This is a genomic window from Streptomyces sp. ISL-10 (genome assembly GCF_018614575.1).
Taxonomy (GTDB): domain Bacteria; phylum Actinomycetota; class Actinomycetes; order Streptomycetales; family Streptomycetaceae; genus Streptomyces.
This window is the reverse complement of sequence record NZ_JAGGOJ010000011.1, coordinates 312,285-328,936: the sequence shown is the minus strand read 5'-3', so window position 1 is coordinate 328,936 and position 16,652 is coordinate 312,285. Positions and strand designations below refer to the sequence as shown.

15 protein-coding genes are annotated in these 16,652 nt (G+C 72.0%); 10 read left to right on the top strand and 5 right to left on the bottom strand.

Annotation, left to right across the window (positions count from 1 at the left end):
• The first annotated feature begins 613 nt into the window (after nucleotides 1-613).
• The 5 genes from J7E88_RS14160 to J7E88_RS14140 all read left to right on the top strand — a co-directional run bounded on the left by J7E88_RS14160 (nucleotide 614) and on the right by J7E88_RS14140 (nucleotide 5,611).
• Nucleotides 614-2,728: a PIG-L family deacetylase gene (locus J7E88_RS14160; RefSeq protein WP_215180762.1), complete on the top strand. Its 2,115-nt coding sequence runs from the start codon at nucleotides 614-616 to the stop codon at nucleotides 2,726-2,728.
• A gap of 79 nt (nucleotides 2,729-2,807) precedes the next feature.
• Nucleotides 2,808-3,323, top strand: a complete 516-nt coding sequence (locus tag J7E88_RS14155; RefSeq protein WP_215180760.1) for a pyridoxamine 5'-phosphate oxidase family protein — start codon at nucleotides 2,808-2,810, stop codon at nucleotides 3,321-3,323.
• A 23-nt stretch (nucleotides 3,324-3,346) separates the two neighbouring features.
• Nucleotides 3,347-3,778, top strand: a complete 432-nt coding sequence (locus J7E88_RS14150) for a VOC family protein (RefSeq protein WP_215180758.1) — start codon at nucleotides 3,347-3,349, stop codon at nucleotides 3,776-3,778.
• A gap of 415 nt (nucleotides 3,779-4,193) precedes the next feature.
• Nucleotides 4,194-4,973 (top strand): bifunctional 2-polyprenyl-6-hydroxyphenol methylase/3-demethylubiquinol 3-O-methyltransferase UbiG, encoded by a 780-nt coding sequence (locus J7E88_RS14145; protein ID WP_215180756.1) that lies wholly within the window; start codon nucleotides 4,194-4,196, stop codon nucleotides 4,971-4,973.
• Nucleotides 4,970-5,611 carry a trans-aconitate 2-methyltransferase gene (locus tag J7E88_RS14140; protein WP_215180754.1) on the top strand — a complete coding sequence of 214 codons (642 nt, stop codon included), beginning with the start codon at nucleotides 4,970-4,972 and terminating at the stop codon, nucleotides 5,609-5,611. The genes J7E88_RS14145 and J7E88_RS14140 overlap by 4 nt, the downstream gene beginning before the upstream one ends.
• 190 nt (nucleotides 5,612-5,801) lie before the next feature.
• Here J7E88_RS14140 and J7E88_RS14135 read toward each other — a convergent pair whose 3' ends face one another.
• Nucleotides 5,802-6,029 carry an antitoxin gene (locus J7E88_RS14135; protein ID WP_215180752.1) on the bottom strand — a complete coding sequence of 76 codons (228 nt, stop codon included), beginning with the start codon at nucleotides 6,027-6,029 and terminating at the stop codon, nucleotides 5,802-5,804.
• Nucleotides 6,030-6,570: 541 nt separating this feature from the next.
• The gene (locus J7E88_RS14130; protein ID WP_215180750.1) at nucleotides 6,571-7,932 is read right to left on the bottom strand and encodes a glutamine synthetase family protein; all 1,362 of its coding nucleotides are present in this window, start codon (nucleotides 7,930-7,932) and stop codon (nucleotides 6,571-6,573) included.
• 751 nt (nucleotides 7,933-8,683) lie between these two features.
• On the opposite strand from J7E88_RS14130, the gene J7E88_RS14125 reads away from it, so the two are divergent.
• From J7E88_RS14125 to J7E88_RS14115, 3 genes are all read left to right on the top strand, one after another.
• Nucleotides 8,684-9,097 (top strand): hypothetical protein, encoded by a 414-nt coding sequence (locus tag J7E88_RS14125; RefSeq protein ID WP_215180747.1) that lies wholly within the window; start codon nucleotides 8,684-8,686, stop codon nucleotides 9,095-9,097.
• Nucleotides 9,098-9,161: 64 nt separating this feature from the next.
• Nucleotides 9,162-9,809: a DUF3105 domain-containing protein gene (locus J7E88_RS14120; RefSeq protein ID WP_215180745.1), complete on the top strand. Its 648-nt coding sequence runs from the start codon at nucleotides 9,162-9,164 to the stop codon at nucleotides 9,807-9,809.
• A 5-nt stretch (nucleotides 9,810-9,814) separates the two neighbouring features.
• Entirely contained in the window at nucleotides 9,815-10,486 is a 672-nt protein-coding gene (locus J7E88_RS14115) for a DUF305 domain-containing protein (RefSeq protein ID WP_215180743.1), read from the top strand.
• A 201-nt stretch (nucleotides 10,487-10,687) separates the two neighbouring features.
• Here J7E88_RS14115 and J7E88_RS14110 read toward each other — a convergent pair whose 3' ends face one another.
• Nucleotides 10,688-11,350 (bottom strand): GPP34 family phosphoprotein, encoded by a 663-nt coding sequence (locus J7E88_RS14110; protein WP_215180741.1) that lies wholly within the window; start codon nucleotides 11,348-11,350, stop codon nucleotides 10,688-10,690.
• A 213-nt stretch (nucleotides 11,351-11,563) separates the two neighbouring features.
• Here J7E88_RS14110 and J7E88_RS14105 point away from each other — a divergent pair, with 213 nt between their 5' ends.
• Both J7E88_RS14105 and J7E88_RS14100 read left to right on the top strand, forming a co-directional pair.
• Nucleotides 11,564-11,998, top strand: coding sequence for a CBS domain-containing protein (locus tag J7E88_RS14105; RefSeq protein ID WP_215180739.1), 435 nt, complete (start codon nucleotides 11,564-11,566; stop codon nucleotides 11,996-11,998).
• Nucleotides 11,999-12,340: 342 nt separating this feature from the next.
• Nucleotides 12,341-14,098 (top strand): NAD+ synthase, encoded by a 1,758-nt coding sequence (locus J7E88_RS14100; RefSeq protein ID WP_215180737.1) that lies wholly within the window; start codon nucleotides 12,341-12,343, stop codon nucleotides 14,096-14,098.
• Here the strand turns inward: J7E88_RS14100 and J7E88_RS14095 are convergent.
• Both J7E88_RS14095 and J7E88_RS14090 read right to left on the bottom strand, forming a co-directional pair.
• On the bottom strand, nucleotides 14,067-15,296 hold the full coding sequence (locus J7E88_RS14095; RefSeq protein WP_215180735.1) for an MFS transporter: 1,230 nt from the start codon (nucleotides 15,294-15,296) through the stop codon (nucleotides 14,067-14,069). The genes J7E88_RS14100 and J7E88_RS14095 overlap by 32 nt on opposite strands.
• A gap of 200 nt (nucleotides 15,297-15,496) precedes the next feature.
• A complete protein-coding gene (locus J7E88_RS14090) occupies nucleotides 15,497-16,522 on the bottom strand; it encodes an endonuclease/exonuclease/phosphatase family protein (protein WP_215180733.1) in 1,026 nt (341 codons plus the stop codon).
• Between the last annotated feature and the right edge of the window lie 130 nt (nucleotides 16,523-16,652).

Sequence of the window (16,652 nt, the reverse complement as noted above, 5' to 3'; positions counted from 1 at the left end):
GACATGGGCAGCGCGAGCAACGCGGACGACACAAGAAGCGGACGGCACATACGGCACGGGCAACGCGAACCACACGGACAGCACGAGCCGCGCGAGCGGCAGGCAGCGGTGGCAACGCGAGCCACACCGGCATCACGGGCAGTGCGCGAGCAGCGCGGACGGCGCGGAGAGCCCGAGCGGCGCGGGGAAGGCGGGCAGCGTGGACACCGCGAGCAAATGCGGAAGACGCGGACCGCACGGGCAGGCCGCAACGCAGAAGACGCGCACAACGCAGGCAGCACGAGCAACGCGGACGACGCCAGACGACGCAGACGACGCAGACGACGCAGACGACACAAGAAGCGGACGGCACGTGCGGCACGCGCAACGCGGACCGCACGGAGAGCGCGCGCCACGCGCGCCACGCGCACGGGAGTGACGCAGGAGACGCGTGAGATACGCCATGTTCCCCACATCTCGCCCGCGATGAACCGCATCCTCGGTAGTTCCGTCTTCACGGCAGGCCGGTGCCGATCTTCGTGCTCGAACCCGTTGCGCGTTCGTGCCCGAACACGATGCGCACCGGCCCGAACCTTGTCCACCGGCATTCCTGAACACCGAAGGCACCACCGCAATGCGCTCGTCCGGGCCCCGCCGCCGCTTCACCCTGCTCTCCCGCCGTGGCCCGACGGCGGCCCTGCTGATCGCCCCGGTCGCCGTGGCCGGCTGGATCTTCGGTGCCGACGCCTCGGGTGCCGGCGCCACGCGGGACGCGCCCCCGGTGCCGAAGGCCCGGCCTGCGACCGTCCAGGAGAGCCCGGCGCCCACGGGGCCCGCGGCCACGTCCGTGGTGCAGATCCTCGCGCACCCCGACGACGACCTGTTCTTCATGAACCCCGACACCCGTCAGTCGATCGTCTCCCGCTCCCGGCTGACGTCGCTCTACCTCACGGCGGGCGAGTCCGACGGCGTCAACGCCGCCCGGACCGGCCCGCTGGCCCCGTCGGTCAGGCCCGCCGCCGACAAGGCCCGTTACGCGGAGGCCCGGCAGAACGGCATACGCGCCGCGTACGCGGAGATGGCGACCGGCGACCGGACCAGCCCGTGGCGGCGCACGGCGATAGAGACGGCGGGCGGAGGCGCCGCCGAGCTGGACGTACTCGCTGCCCGCCCCGAGATATCGCTGGTGTGGGTCCAGCTGCGCGAGGCGGGTTCCGTCAGCGGCGACCGGCCCGTCAGTCTGCACGGGCTGTGGGACGGCCGGGTGACCGAACTGCCCTCCCAGCTGGCGTCCGGCTCCCCGGTGGAGCGGGACTTCGCCTACGACAAGAAGCAGGTCGTCGACACGGTGGCGGGGCTGCTGGAGCGGTTCGCACCCACCCACGTACGGATGCAGGACCCGACGCCGGGCCTGGTCACCGGGACGGACCGCCCCACCGACCACCAGGACCACCTCTTCGGCGCGCGTTTCGCACAGGCGGCGCTGGCGCGGTACGCGGCGACGCCCGGCCATCCGCCGTTCAGCGTCCAGAACTACCTGGGCTACTTCACCAGCGGCCTGCCGCACACGCTCGACCCCGAGACCGCGGCGGCCAAGCTGCGCACGATGCACACGTACGCGTGGATGGACGAGACGAACTACTGCGGCGACGAGGCCGGCTGCGGCGACCGCAAGGTGGCGGCACGGCCCGGCGGCCACGGCTGGACGCGGTCCGTCCGCTACACCCGCGGCGAGTCGACGTCCTGGGTGCAGCCCGGGCGGGACGGCGAGCTGTGGGCGTTCTCCGTGCTGGACACGCGGCTCGCTGTCTGGCAGCGCGGCGCGCGGGGCGACTGGACCGGCCCCGAGCTGCTGCCCGGTGCCGGGCTGGACAGCGGTGTGACCTCGGTGCGCCTGGCGGACGGCCGGATCGCGGTGTTCGCGACGCGTACGTCCCTGGGCGCGGCACCCGCCGACTACCGCCGCGACGTGGTGACGGCGGTGCAGCGCACGCCGGGCGGCGCGTTCGGCCCGTGGCTCTCGCTCGGCACGCCCGAACGGGACGACGCGACCGGCCTTTCGGACATCAGCGCCCCCGCCGCGACGGTGGACAGGGCGGGCCGGATCACGGTCTATCTGCGCAACAGCCGCTACTCGCTCAGCTCGATCTCCCAGCAGGGCGACGGCTCCTGGTCGTCCTGGCGGGAGCGCGGCGGCCGGAACCTGCACGGCGACCCCGCCGTGGCGTCCGACGCGAGCGGCCGCCAGCACGTCTTCGTCAGCACACCGCTGACGGTCTGGTCCTGGACACAGGCCGAGCCTGGCGCGCCGCTGAGCGGCCCCACCGCGACGGGCCTGCCGCCGACGACGCTGACGCTGAGCGCGGCGCCGGAGGGCGACGGCGTACGGCTCTGGTTCCGCAAGCCCGCGTCGGGCGCGGTCCGCACGGTGCGCTTCTCCGGCCCGCTGGCGTCACCCGTGACCGAGCTCGGCGGGGTGGCGGGCTTCGGCCCGGTGAGCGCGTCGGGCCCGGACAACGCGCTGCTGGCGGTCCGCTCCGGGACGGGCGTACCGGGGACGTACCTCCCGGGACCGGGCGGCACGGGCACGGCGGGCCGGTCGGCGGGGACAGGGCAGTGGCTCTCGGGCGGGCCGCTGTTCACGGGTGCTCCGGCGGGCGCGGCGGCGGGGGTGGGCGCGATCGGGCAGGACGGGCGGCTGTACTGGTCGCGGCCGGACGCGCCTCAGGCGTGGCGGCCGGTGGACTGAGCGGGGACCGATGAGTATGGGCTGTCGCGCCGGTCTGCACAGGTGCCTTCCGATGCGCGCTTGCGAGAGGACCGGAACGATGCCCATGAGCGATCCCCGTACGGATCTCGATGCCCGGTTCAGCGATCCGAAGGCGTCGCCCGCCGACTGGACCGAGGCCCTCGCGCTGATCCGCGCGGCCGAGGTGTTCTGGCTGACGACCGTACGGCCGGAGGGCCGCCCGCACGTCACCCCGCTGATCGCGGTCTGGCACGACGGCGCCCTGCACTTCTGCACCGGCCCCGACGAGCGGAAGGCGAAGAACCTGCGCGCCAACCGCGAGGTCGTCCTGACCACCGGCGGGAACGCGCTGGGCGAAGGCCAGGACGTGGTGGTCGAGGGCGAGGCGGTCCGCGTCACGGACGAGGCGACGCTGCGCACCCTGGCCGGGCTGTGGGTCGAGAAGTACGGCGAGCACTGGACTTTCCGGATCCGTGACGGCGTGTTCGTCGGCGACGGCGGCGAGGCACTGGTATTCCGGGTGGCGCCGCGGACGGCTTTCGGTTTCCACAAGGGCGAGCCGTTCGGCCAGACCCGCTGGCGCTTCACCGGCTGACCGCACTGCGAAAGGAACCCGTCGTGGACATGACCCTGGAAGTCGTCACGATCCCGGTCTCCGATCTGGACCGCGCCAAGATCTTCTACGGGGAGGCCCTGGGCTTCAAGGTCGACCTCGACTCGGAGGTCGCCCCCGGGATGCGCATCGTTCAGCTGACGCCGCCCGGCTCGCGCTGCTCCATCGCGCTGATGAGCGGCATGCCGTCCCACCCGGAGCAGCCCACGATGCCGCCCGGTTCGCTGCATGCCCTGCAGCTGTGCGTCACGGACATCGCGAAGGCGCATGCGGAGTTGATGTCGCGTGGGGTGCCGGTGACGACGATCCAGCACGTGGGCGCGAGGGGCTGGGAGGAGGGGCCGGGTGAGGAGTGGAACTCCTTCCTGTTCTTCAAGGACCCGGACGGCAACACCTGGTGCGTACAGGAGGCGCCGTCACCACTGTCGGAGCGGTGACGGGCCTACCCGTGCGGGGGTCGGCGGCGCCTTCGTGTGTCACCAGGAGCACGCCTTCACGCCCGGCGGGTCTTCGGTGACTGTCTGAAGCAGCTCTCGCGCCGCCACCTGGGCCGTGGAACGGCCCGATAGCGAGGGCGGGTGCCGCGGAGCCGGCTCGTCCGCCGCCGGGGCGCCCGCGGTCGCCGTGGACCACGGGAATCGTTCTGCGAAACCTGCTCGCCGGCCGCGCCGAACGCCGTCGTGACGGCCTTCGGCGGGGGCCTCGGCGATCGTTCGGACCGGGTGCGGGGTGGCGGGCACGCAGGGGTGGCGGCGGTCCCCCAAACGCCCGTCCATGCCCTTGCCGCACCCCTTGTGGCCTGGGCTTTTACCTCTTCGGGCCCTAGGGTTTCCGTAACAGGAAGGGGACCTGATGGACCGCCACATACGCAATGTCGACGACGTGTTGCAACTTCTGGACGGCCTGTTCGCGCCGGAGGCGGACCGCTGGACGGCCGGCGCGGCGGACTGGTGGGACGGCTTCTACGCCGACCGAGCCAAGCCTGTGCCGTTCTTCGTGTCCAAGCCGGACGAGAACCTCGCCTCGTACATCGACCGCGGCCTGATCCCGGCCGGCCGTGCCCTCGATCTGGGCTGTGGCCCCGGCCGCAACGCGCTCCATCTCGCCCGCTCCGGCTTCGAGGTGGACGCGGTCGACCTCTCGCCCACGGCGGTCGCATGGGCCGAGGAGCGTGCGCGCGAGGCGGGCGCGGACATCCGGTTCCGCTGCGGCGACGCCTTCGCCCTCACCACGGACGAGCTGGGCGGGCCGTACGACCTGATCCACGACTCCGGCTGTTTCCACCATCTGCCGCCGCACCGCCGTGTCAGCTACCTCTCCCTGCTCGACCACCTCCTCGCGCCCGGCGGCCATCTCGCCCTCACCTGCTTCGCGGCCGGCGGCATGGGCTCGGAGCTGCCCGACGCGGACTTCTACCGCCAGTCCCGCCTGCACGGCGGACTCGCCTACACCCCGGAGTCGTTGCGCTGGATCTTCTCCGATCTGGAGGAGGTCGAACTGCGGCGCATGCGCGACGAGCCGGCCGAATCGCCGTACTTCGGTGAAGCCTTCCTGTGGACCGCCCTGTTCCGCCGCGACGTCCCGGCACAGTCTCCCGCTGTCGGACCCGGCCGCTACCGTCCGGGCTCATGACGAGCGAACCCGACTTCCTCCACCGCACCCGCTCCTCCTACGACGCCATCGCCGCTGAGTACGCCGACATGTTCCGCTCCGAGCCGGAGGCCAATCCACTCGCCCGCGCCATGCTCGGCGCGTTCGCCGAGTACGTGGCGGACGGCAGCGTGGTCGAGGTGGGGTCCGGGCCGGGCCGTGTGACCGCACACCTCCACGCGCTCGGCGTGGACATCCGCGGTATCGACCTGTCGCCCGCCATGGTCGCTCTCGCGCGGCGTACGTTTCCCGGACTGCGCTTCGACGAGGGGTCGATGACCGCGCTCGACATCACGGACGGGGCTCTCGGCGGGCTCGTCGCCTGGTACTCCGTCATCCATGTCCCGCCCGCCCGGCGGCCCGCCGTGTACGCGGAGTTCCACCGGGTCCTGGCACCCGGCGGGCATCTGCTGATGGGCTTCCAGGTCGGTGACGCACCCGTGCGCCGCACCGAGGCGTTCGGGCATGAGATCTCGCTCGACTTCCACCGGATGATGCCCGAACAGGTCGTGCCGGAGCTGGAGTCGGCCGGGTTCGAGGTGCGGGTGCGCATGGTGCGGGAGGCGGCCGCGAACGAGCCCACTCCCCAGGCCCATCTCCTGGCCCGCCGCCCCGCGTGAGCACGCGAGGGCCCGGAGCCGACGCGCGACGGGGTGCACGGCCTCGGTTGGTTCGCGGCGCCCCCGACGGCCGCCCCGGTCCGACGCGCGTCGGCCCGGACCGGGGCTGCACCCCCGGTCCGGGCCGATGCTGTGCGCGATGCCCGGGGCGGCCGTCGGCGTCAGGCCGACGAGGTCCGGGCCGGCGCCGTCAGGCGCGCGGCGGCTCCTCCGGGCCTCGCTCCGCGCCAGGCTGCTGCCCGCCCTCGCCGCGGCCGCCGCCGTACTGTTCCCTCATCTTGTCCTGGGCCGTGTCGACGTGGCGGCGGTGTCTGCCCTGGGTCCTGTCGTCCACATAGTCGCCGGCCTTCTCGACGCCCTGGTTCGTCCGCTCAGGGTGGCCCTTCAGCATGCTCTTGATCTTGTCCATCATGGACATGGGGTTTGCCTCCTCGACGCGGGGTCCCCCGTCACTCCAGGGTCACCGCACCCGGCTGGGTTCGCATCCGCACGGGCGATCAAAGCGGACAGGAACCGTCCTAAATGTTCTCCTTCTCGGCACCACGCACGGCACGCGCTGCCGGCCCGGCTTCGCAGCGGTCCTCGAGACAGTCCCCCTGAGCCTCCTCGGCCGCCCGCCGACGCTCGGCACTTTTCGTTCCCATCGGTGCCTCGCGGCGCAGGCAGGGGCTGAGCAGCGCCCTGATGCGCGTCCGCGGCGCGGCGCCGCGCTCCATGCCCCGGAGGTTCGCCACCCAGCGGGGTGACGGTCCTCAGGAAGAAGCTCTTGCAGGTCCGAAGCGCTGCCGTCGGTCCTGGCTCCTGGAGCGCAGCGCCGATGTTGAAGGCTGTTGCCGGCGGCACGTGGCGCGATCGCGCGACGGCCGGCAGACGGCCCAGGGCGGCCTCTCCGGGGCGGCCGCCGACGACTGCCTCCCCGGAGGGAGAACACGGTTTAAAAAACGCGCCTTGACCTGGCCTTACAGCACCGGCAGCGACTTGCGCAGCTCGAAGGCCGTGACCTCGGAGCGGTACTCCTCCCACTCCTGCTTCTTGTTGCGCAGGAAGAAGTCGAAGACGTGCTCGCCCAGCGTCTCCGCCACCAGTTCGCTGCGCTCCATCAGGTCGATCGCCTCGCCCAGGTTCTGCGGGAGCGGGGCGATGCCCATCGCGCGGCGTTCGGCGTCGGAGAGGGCCCACACGTCGTCGTCAGCGCCGGCGGGGAGTTCGTAGCCCTCCTCGATGCCCTTGAGGCCGGCTGCCAGCAGGAGCGCGTAGGACAGGTAGGGATTGCAGCCGGAGTCCAGGGAGCGGACTTCGATACGGGCCGAGCCCGTCTTGCCCGGCTTGTACATCGGGACACGGATCAGGGCCGAGCGGTTGTTGTGGCCCCAGCAGATGTACGAGGGGGCCTCGCCGCCCGAACCGGCCGTGCGGGCCGAGCCGCCCCAGATGCGCTTGTAGGAGTTGACCCACTGGTTCGTCACGGCCGAGATCTCGGCGGCGTGCCGGAGCAGACCCGCGATGAACGACCGGCCGACCTTGGAGAGCTGGTACTCGGCGCCCGACTCGTAGAAGGCGTTGCGGTCCCCCTCGAAGAGGGACAGGTGGGTGTGCATGCCGGAGCCGGGGTACTCCGAGAACGGCTTGGGCATGAACGTGGCCTGGACACCCTGCTCCAGCGCGACCTGCTTCATGATCAGACGGAAGGTCATGATGTTGTCGGCCGTCGACAGCGCGTCCGCGTAGCGCAGGTCGATCTCCTGCTGGCCCGGCGCGCCCTCGTGGTGGCTGAACTCCACCGAGATGCCCATGGACTCCAGCATCGTGATGGCCTGGCGGCGGAAGTCCATGCCCACGTTCTGCGGGGTGTGGTCGAAGTAGCCGGAGCTGTCCGCGGGGGTCGGGCGGGTGCCGTCGACCGGCTTGTCCTTGAGCAGGAAGAACTCGATCTCCGGGTGGGTGTAGAAGGTGAAGCCCAGGTCGGAGGTCTTGGCGAGAATGCGCTTGAGCACGAAGCGCGGGTCCGCGAAGGACGGCGACCCGTCGGGCATCAGGATGTCGCAGAACATCCGGGCCGTACCGGGGGCCTCCGCGCGCCAGGGCAGGATCTGGAACGTGCCCGGATCCGGCTTGGCGATCATGTCGGACTCGTAGACCCGCGCGAAGCCCTCGATCGCGGAGCCGTCGAAGCCGATGCCCTCGTCGAAAGCCTGCTCCAGCTCGGCAGGCGCCACGGCGACGGACTTGAGGAAGCCGAGCACGTCGGTGAACCACAGGCGCACGAAGCGGATGTCGCGCTCCTCGAGCGTGCGGAGCACGAATTCCTGCTGCTTATCCATTTCCACCCATCCTTGCCGGTCCCGCCGCCTGTCTGCCGTCTGCCTACCGCCCGAGCATGCCACTGACGGGTTTCAGGCGCGTTGCGCAGTGCGGCTGTGCCCATTGTGGGTCAGGGCACACCCCGAGACGACCCTGAGGGGTCTCTTGCTCTCCAGCGGCTGGAGGCGGGCGGGCCGGGCCGCGGTGAGCTGCGGCTGTCCGACGGCGGGAAGGCCATGCAGTCCTTCGGGCCGACGCCTCCGCTACGCGCTCGCCCCGAGGTCGTCGCGTTGCCCAGGGCCGGGCCGCAGGGCGGTCACGACCGGGAGGCGGCCACCGAGAGCGGACCGGGAGGCGCAGCCGGCCAGAGCCGCAACCCCGGACGCCCGAAGCGGACCGGGAGCCGGCCTGAGGCGAGAGGCAGCCGCCGGCATCGGCCGGGCGGCAGGTGAAGGCCCCGTCGCTTCGCGCGACGGGCCGCTGCGGTCTCGCCCGGACCGGTTGCCGCCCGGCGGCCGTTTCCGCCCCCGGGAAAAGGCGTTTTCCGCCCGGGAGAAGCCGCGCGGCCGCGCAGCCGCTCTGCCGTGACGGCAGGCAGGGGGCGCTGCTCGCGGCGGTGCATGGTCCGGTCCCCCGACCCCGCCCGGGTCCGTCGCCGCACAAGAAAATCCCGCGCAATCGGCGGTTCGCGCCGATTGTCCGCCCTCGCAGGTCTCGGGTTTCCTCCCCATCCGGCCTGCACCGCCCGCGCGCCGACTACGATCTCGGGCCATGAGGGGTTCGCGGAGCGACCGCGTCCGGCGCAGTGCGCGTCCCACGGCTCTGCTGAGCTCCGTGGCGACGCTCCTCGGCGCGCTCTTCATCTGCCTGAGCCCGTCGGGACCGGCGTCCCATGAGGGGGCCGGAGGCCAACCGCACCTCGGCGCCCCTGCCGCCGCGCACAGGACGGACCGGACACCGGCCGTGCCCGCGACGGTACTGGGCTGCCCCGACGACCGCGGCGACTGCCGTCTGCTGCCGGTGCTGAGCCCGGCCGTGCTCACGGCGCCCCCGCTGGACGCTCCCCCGGCGGCGGCCGCCCAGGGCCCGTACACGGTGCCGCCCGCCGCCGGAGGCGGGGCGCGGTGGACCGGGGCGCTGCCCCGCGCGCCCGATCTGCACGTCCTTCAAGTGCTGCGGGCGTGATCCGGCCCGCTCGCTCCCCGCACCGAACGACACCCCCGCAGACCACACGAAGGACGACCCCACCATGGCTTCCCGCAACACGACCAACGACCGCCGGGCCCGAATAGAGCAGATGCGCCGCGCCGAGCACGCGCGCGAGCGCCGCAACCGCATCATCACGATCAGCATCAGCACCCTCGTCGTCGCCGCGCTCGTCGGCTTCGGCGGCTTCGTCCTCAACAAGAAGTCCGAGGAGAAGGACCAGGAGGTCGCCGCGGCCAAGGCGCCGGTTACCGACGAGCAGACCTGGGACGCCAAGAAGCTGGGCCGCAATCACGTCGAGACCCAGGTGAAGTACGAAATGGCTCCGCCGGTCGGCGGCGACCACAACCAGGTGTGGATGAACTGCAACGGTGACGTCTACACCGAGCCCGTCCCGGACGTGAACGCCGTCCACTCCCTGGAGCACGGCGCGGTGTGGGTGACGTACACCGACAAGGCCGCCGAAGCCGATGTGAAGAAGCTCGGCGAGAAGGTCAAGAAGACGCCCTACTCGCTGATGAGCCCGTACAAGGACCAGAAGGGCGCGATCACGCTGAGCGCCTGGGGCAAGCAGGTCACGGTGGACTCGGCCGACGACCCGCGGGTGAACCAGTTCTTCACCAAGTACGTCCAGGGCCCCCAGACGCCCGAGCCGGGTGCCGCCTGCACGGGCGGGCTGAGCGGGAAGTGAGGGGCATGACGCGTACGCACTGGGCCGCGATCACGGCGGTCGTGCTGGCGCTGCTCTTCGCGGGGGCCGCGACGGTGGCCTCCGCGGGCGGTGACACGCCCGCCCCGCGTACGCCGGCGACGGATTCGCCGGACGCCGGCTTCGCACGGGACATGTCGGTCCACCACCAGCAGGCGGTCGAGATGTCGTTCATCGTCCGGGACCGGACGAAGGACGAGGGCGTGCGCAGGCTCGCGTACGACATCGCCAATACGCAGGCAAACCAGCGCGGCATGATGCTGGGCTGGCTCGACCTGTGGGGGCTGCCCAAGGTCGTCGCCGGCAGGGCGCCGATGGAGTGGATGCATGCGGACACGGACGCCGCGTCCGGGCACGGGCCGGGGCACGGCGGCCACAGCTCCGGGGCGGCCGGGGACGACCGGCTGATGCCGGGCATGGCGACGAAGGACGAGCTGGAACGACTGGGCCGGCTCAGCGGCAAGCAGGCGGAGGTCTTCTACCTCCAGCTGATGATCAACCACCACAACGGCGGCGTGGCCATGGCCCAGGGCTGTGCGGACCTGTGCACCGTCGGCGTGGAGCGGGATCTGGCGCAGGGCATGGTGGACGCGCAGCGCTCGGAGGTCGAGTTGATGGTGGACCTGCTGAAGAAGCGCGACGCCGAGCCGCTCGCCTGAGCCGCCCTGACACCACAGGACCGGCCCGTCGCCCGAGCCGCCCGGAGCACCGTCGGCCCGGTCCGTCACCGCGCGGTGACGGGCCGTGCCGCGTTCGTACGACGGTCTGCTCTCTCCGTACGGCTTACGGGCCGGCTGTCTCCGTACGGTGACGGGTCTGCTCCTCCTACGGTGACGGGCCGGCTGTCCGCGTACGGAGCGTCAGCCGGCCGCAGCGGCAAGGGTGACCACGGTCACCGTGACCATCGCCGCCTGCATGTCCCGGATCGCCTCACGGACACCGTCGCCCGCCCACTGACCGTCGGCGATCTGCGCCATACGGGCCTCGACCCTCTTGCGCGGTACGTCGGGGAAGGCGATGCGGTGCAGCTTGGCGCCGTGCAGCAGGGCGATCAGTCCGGTGGTGCGGTCGTCGGGCGTGCCGCCGTGGAGGACCACGCCGGACAGCCGCCCGCGCAGCTCACGCTCCACCGAACCGTCCGCCTCGGGATAGCGCCGGACCGGAAAGATGCCGAGGGCGTGGCGGCGTTCCTCGGCGACGAGGCCGCGGGAGACCAGGCTGTCGAGCGTCGCGCGCGGGGCCTTGGACTGGTCCTTGGTGAGCCAGGCCGCGACCTTCGCCGAGCGGCGGTTCGCCGACCAGTCCGTGATCTTCCGCAGGCGCTCGTCGAGCAGCGGGACGTCCGTCGGCGTGGGGTCGACGGTCCGCAGCCGCTTGTCGGCCACGGCGACCCGCCCCGCCAGCGCCAGGTCCAGCAGGATGCCGCCCGCGACGGCCCAGGCCGCGGACGCCTTGTCCTTGGCGGCGCCCGACTCGTCGTCCAGCGACAGCAGCATGATCTCCTCGGCCAGCGTGACGGTCATGCACGGCTCCCTCGTTCGTTCCCCGGTTGAGCCGGTGGTCGGCCGGCCCGTCGCGCGTGCGGCGTACACCACGCGTTCGTACAGAACGACGCCGCAGGTGACCGGCGGGTTCCCCCGGCTGTACGGCTCCGGCGCCCGCGCGGTCGCGTACGCGGAACGGCGCAACCACAATGGGATGGCTCGGGGCCATTCGGCATCCAGGAGGCACGTTCGATGACCACGGCCAAAGACATCATGCACGCGGGAGCCCAGTGGATTCCCGCCCACGAGACCCTCGACCGCGCGGCACAGATGATGCGCGACATGAACGTGGGCGCCCTGCCCATCGCGGACGCCGACGAACGCCTCTGCGGCATTCTCACCGACCGTGACATCGTCGTGGGCTGCGTGGCCATGGGCCATGATCCGTCGAGGATGACGGCGGGCGAGATGGCCAAGGGCACACCGCGCTGGATCGAGGCGGGCGCCGACGTGACGGAGGTGCTGCGCGAGATGCAGGGCCATCAGATCCGCCGTCTGCCGGTGATCGAGAACAAGCGCCTGGTGGGCATGATCAGCGAGGCCGACCTGGCGCAGCACCTGAACGAGGACCAGATCGCGGGCTGGGCGGAACGCGTGTACGCGGAAACAGGGCCGTCGCGCTCCTGATCCCTGCGTTGCGTTCCGGGTGGACCTGACACGGCCGCGGGCCACGGTCCACCGGGGGTGGCGCGGCAGTCTCCACCCGGCACCCGGCACCCGGCACCCGGCACCCGGCACCTGCGGCGGCGCGGCCATCCGGTCCTTACGCGGCCCCCGGGCGGCGCGGCAGTCTCCACCCGATACCCGGGGCGGCGCGGCCATCCGGTCCCTACGGGGCCCCGGGGCGGCGCTGCGGTCGGGTCACGGCCACCGGCGGCGCTGGGGTCCGATCATGGCCCCGGGCGTGGTCCGCGCCCGGATCCCGACCCCCCAGGGCATCGCGTCAGAAAGACGATTACACTGAGCCGCGTGCCTCAACTACGCCTCGCCCTGAATCAGATCGACTCGACCGTCGGCGATCTCGCCGGCAACGCCGAGGCGATCGTGCACTGGACCCGGCACGCCGCCGAACAGGGGGCGCATCTCGTCGCCTTCCCCGAGATGGTGCTGACCGGGTATCCCGTCGAGGACCTGGCCCTGCGGTCGTCCTTCGTCGACGCGTCCCGCTCCGCCCTGCGCGCGCTCGCCTCGCGGCTCGCCGCCGAGGGATTCGGCGACCTGCCCGTCGTCGTCGGGTATCTGGACCGTTCCGAGACGCGCAGCCCCAAGTACGGCCAGCCCGCCGGGGCCCCGCGCAACGCCGGCGCCGTGCTGTACCGCGGTGAGGTGGTGCTGACCTTCGCCAAGCACCATCTGCCCAACTACGGCGTGTTCGACGAGTTCCGCTACTTCGTGCCGGGCGACACCCTGCCCGTCATCCGCGTACACGGCGTCGATGTCGCGCTCGCGATCTGCGAGGACCTGTGGCAGGACGGCGGCCGGGTGCCCGCCGCCCGCAGTGCGCGGGCCGGGCTGCTGATCTCGATCAACGCCTCGCCGTACGAGCGGGAGAAGGACGACACCCGCCTGGAACTGGTGCGCAAGCGGGCCCAGGAGGCGGGCTGCACCACCGCCTACCTGGCCATGATCGGCGGCCAGGACGAGCTGGTCTTCGACGGCGACTCGATCGTCGTCCGCGCGGACGGCGATGTGATCGCCCGTGCCCCGCAGTTCGCCGAGGGCAGCGTCGTCCTGGACCTGGATCTGCCCGCCGCCGAGGCGGAGGCGCCCACGGGTGTCGTGGACGACGGTCTGCGCATCGACCGCGTCGTGCTGTCGGAGGAGCCGCTGCCCGCGTACGAGGCCGAGCTCTCCGGCGGGTACGCCGACCGGCTCGACGACGACGAGGAGGTGTACTCCGCGCTGGTCGTCGGCCTGCGCGCGTACGCCGCCAAGAACGGTTTCCGGTCCGTCCTCATCGGCCTCTCCGGCGGCATAGACTCCGCGCTCGTCGCCGCCATCGCCTGCGACGCGCTCGGCGCGCAGAACGTGTACGGCGTCTCCATGCCGTCCAAGTACAGCTCCGACCACTCCAAGGGCGATGCCGCCGAGCTGGCGCGCCGGACCGGACTGAACTTCCGCACCGTGCCGATCGAGCCGATGTTCGACGCGTACATGGACTCGCTGGGGCTCACCGGGCTGGCCGAGGAGAACCTCCAGTCGCGGCTGCGCGGCACGATGCTGATGGCGATCTCCAACCAGGAGGGTCACATCGTGCTCGCGCCGGGCAACAAGTCCGAGCTCGCGGTGGGGTATTCGACGCTGTACGGCGACTCGGTCGGCGCGTACGGGCCGATCAAGGACGTCTACAAGACGACCGTGTTCCGGCTCGCGAAGTGGCGCAACCGCGCCGCCGAGGAGCGCGGTCAGACCCCACCGATCCCGGAGGCGTCGATCACCAAGCCCCCGAGCGCCGAGCTGCGCCCGGGCCAGGTGGACACCGACTCGCTGCCCGACTACGACGTGCTCGACCGCCTGCTGGAGCTGTACGTCGACCGCGACCAGGGCAAGGACGCGATCGTGGCGGCCGGCTTCGACGAGGCGCTGGTGACGAAGACGCTGCGGCTGGTGGACACGGCGGAGTACAAGCGGCGCCAGTACCCGCCGGGCACCAAGATCTCCGCCAAGGGCTTCGGCAAGGACCGGCGGCTGCCGATCACGAACCGGTGGCGCGAGGCGACGAGCTGATCGTCTCGTGAGCGAGGGGGCTTCCCGCGACGACGCGGGAGGTCCCCTTCGTCGTACGGTCCCGGTCCAGCAGCCCGGCCGTCGCCGCGATCGCGAGGCCCGCCGCCGCGAGGACCGCGCCGACGAAGGCGGGGGAGGTCCAGCCCCAGCCAGCCGCGATGGCGGTGCCGCCGAGCCAGGCGCCGCCCGCGTTGGCGAGGTTGAAGGCCGAGTGGTTGGAGGCCGACGCCAGGGTCGGGGCGTCCTGTGCCGCCCGCATCACCAGCATCTGCAGCGGGGTGGTGGTCAGGAAGCCGACCGCGCCGAGGACGACGACGGCCGTGAGCGCGAGCCAAGTGGTGTGCACGGTGAACGGGAACGCAACCAGGACCAGGGCGAGCGCGCCGAGGGAGCCGTACAGCGTGGGACGCGGCGCGCGGTCGGTGAGCGGCCCCGCGGCGAGCGCGCCGAGCGTCATGCCGATGCCGAACAGGGCGAGCACGAGCGTGACGGACGACTGCCCGAGGCCCATCGCCTCGGTGGTCATCGACGCGAGGTAGGAGTACACGGCGAAGACGCCGGCGAAGCCGAAGACGGCGGTCAGCAGCCCGAGGACGACCTGCCGGCTGCCGAGGGCGCGCAGCTCGCGGCCGACGCTCTGGTGCGCTTCCAGCGGTATGTGCGGGACGAGCCGGGCGAGGGCGGCCATCGAGACGAGACCGATGCCGGTGACGACGAGGAACGTGGCGCGCCAGCCGAGGTGCTGGCCGAGAGCGGTGGCGGCGGGAACGCCGACGATGGTGGCGACGGTGAGGCCGAGGAACATGGTGGCGACGGCGCGCGCCTGCCGGTTCTCGCGGACCAGGCGGGCCGCCACGACCGCGCCGACGCCGAAGAACGCGCCGTGCGGCAGCCCGGCGAGCACGCGGCCGGCGATCAGGGTGCCGAAGCCGGGCGCGAGCGCGGAGGCGAGGTTGCCGACGGTGAACAGCGCCATGAGCAGCAGGAGCATCCGACGGCGGGGGGTGCGGGAGCCGAGGGCCGTCAGGAGCGGAGCGCCGATGACGACGCCGAGGGCGTAGGCGGAGACGAGATGGCCTGCGGTGGGGACGGAGGTGCCGAGGTCGTCGGCGACGTTGGGCAGGAGGCCCATCATGACGAATTCGGTGGTTCCGATGCCGAAGGCGGACACGGCGAGGGCGAGGAGCGCCAGGGGCATGGAGGGGAGCCTTTCCGAGGCTAAGTTCGTTCTCGGAACAAATACTCTCAGACGCTTTGTTCCCGGCGGTGAACGCGGGGTTGCGACAAGACTCTCCCCACGCCGGGCACCGTCACAGGCGACGACGACCAGTCATGTCAGGCGCCACGGCCGCGCCACCGGCGGCCCCACGTGCACAGCATCAACACGGGTCACAGGGGTCACAGCGAGAGGCGGGCCGCGATCGGGAGGTGGTCGCTGTCCGTGCGCGGGAGCGTCCAGGACGAGACCGGCTCCATGCCCCGCACCATGATCTGGTCGATCCTCGCCATCGGGAACGACGCCGGCCAGCTGAATCCGAACCCGTCCCCGGCCGCACCCTGCGTGGAACGCATCTGGGACGTGACGGCGTTCAGGGAGCGGTCGTTCATCGTGCCGTTGAGGTCGCCGAGCAGCGCCACACGGTCCAGACGCTCACGGGCGATCGCCTCCCCCAGCGCGTCCGCGCTGTTGTCCCGCTGGTTGGCCGTGAAGCCCGCATTCACCTTCACGCGCACGGACGGCAGATGCGCCACGTACACGGCCACCTTGCCGCCCGGCGCCGTCACCGTGACGCGCATCGCCCGGGTCCAGCCCAGCCGGATGTCCACCGGCGCCGCACCGGAGAGCGGGTACTTGCTCCACAGCCCGACCGTGCCCTCGACCGCGTGGTACCTGTACGTCTCCGCCAGCGCCTTCTCGTACGCCGCCACCTGACCCGCTGGCAGCTCCTGGAGCGCGATCACCTCGGCCCCCGACGCCGCGACGTCCCTGGCGGTGCCCGCCGGGTCCGGGTTGCCGGCGTTCACGTTGTGCGTGGCGAGCGTGAGATCGCCGCCGACCGCCGCCGACTTGCCGGTGAGCAGATCGCCGAACAGGTTGAGCCAGACGATCAGCGGCAGGAGCAGCGCGATGAGCGCCGTGGCCGAGCGGCGCACCAGCGCACCGGCGAGGAGCAGCGGCACGAACAGGCCAAGCCAGGGCAGGAACGTCTCGGTCAGGCTGCCGAGGTTGCCGATCCTGTTGGGGATCTGCGCGTGCAGGATCATCAGGAACGCCACCAGCACGGCGCACAGCGCGAGCAGGACACCCCGCCGCCAGATGCCCCGGTCGCCGCGCCAGCGCTCCAGCAGGCTCCGGACACGGGACTCCGATGGCGGCGTCCCCGCCGTGCCGCTCCCCTTCTCCGCCGTGTACGCCTGCGCCATAAAAGAGTCCTCACTGCCTTGCCGTCACACCGGTGGCGCACTGCGCCGCTCCCCCGGGTCCCGGGCCGTGCCCCTCGAAGACCCCAGGGTCAGGGCGCCCCGGGATCCTTCGGACCCTTCGGCACCCTAG

Bases quoted from the DNA above. Each gene is read 5' to 3' on its own strand.
- J7E88_RS14160 (WP_215180762.1), top strand. From the start codon at position 614: ATGCGCTCGTCCGGGCCCCGCCGCCGCTTCACCCTGCTCTCCCGCCGT.
- J7E88_RS14155 (WP_215180760.1), top strand. From the start codon at position 2,808: ATGCCCATGAGCGATCCCCGTACGGATCTCGATGCCCGGTTCAGCGAT.
- J7E88_RS14145 (WP_215180756.1), top strand. From the start codon at position 4,194: ATGGACCGCCACATACGCAATGTCGACGACGTGTTGCAACTTCTGGAC.
- J7E88_RS14140 (WP_215180754.1), top strand. From the start codon at position 4,970: ATGACGAGCGAACCCGACTTCCTCCACCGCACCCGCTCCTCCTACGAC.
- J7E88_RS14135 (WP_215180752.1), bottom strand. From the start codon at position 6,029: ATGTCCATGATGGACAAGATCAAGAGCATGCTGAAGGGCCACCCTGAG.
- J7E88_RS14130 (WP_215180750.1), bottom strand. From the start codon at position 7,932: ATGGATAAGCAGCAGGAATTCGTGCTCCGCACGCTCGAGGAGCGCGAC.
- J7E88_RS14125 (WP_215180747.1), top strand. From the start codon at position 8,684: ATGAGGGGTTCGCGGAGCGACCGCGTCCGGCGCAGTGCGCGTCCCACG.
- J7E88_RS14120 (WP_215180745.1), top strand. From the start codon at position 9,162: ATGGCTTCCCGCAACACGACCAACGACCGCCGGGCCCGAATAGAGCAG.
- J7E88_RS14115 (WP_215180743.1), top strand. From the start codon at position 9,815: ATGACGCGTACGCACTGGGCCGCGATCACGGCGGTCGTGCTGGCGCTG.
- J7E88_RS14110 (WP_215180741.1), bottom strand. From the start codon at position 11,350: ATGACCGTCACGCTGGCCGAGGAGATCATGCTGCTGTCGCTGGACGAC.
- J7E88_RS14105 (WP_215180739.1), top strand. From the start codon at position 11,564: ATGACCACGGCCAAAGACATCATGCACGCGGGAGCCCAGTGGATTCCC.
- J7E88_RS14095 (WP_215180735.1), bottom strand. From the start codon at position 15,296: ATGCCCCTGGCGCTCCTCGCCCTCGCCGTGTCCGCCTTCGGCATCGGA.
- J7E88_RS14090 (WP_215180733.1), bottom strand. From the start codon at position 16,522: ATGGCGCAGGCGTACACGGCGGAGAAGGGGAGCGGCACGGCGGGGACG.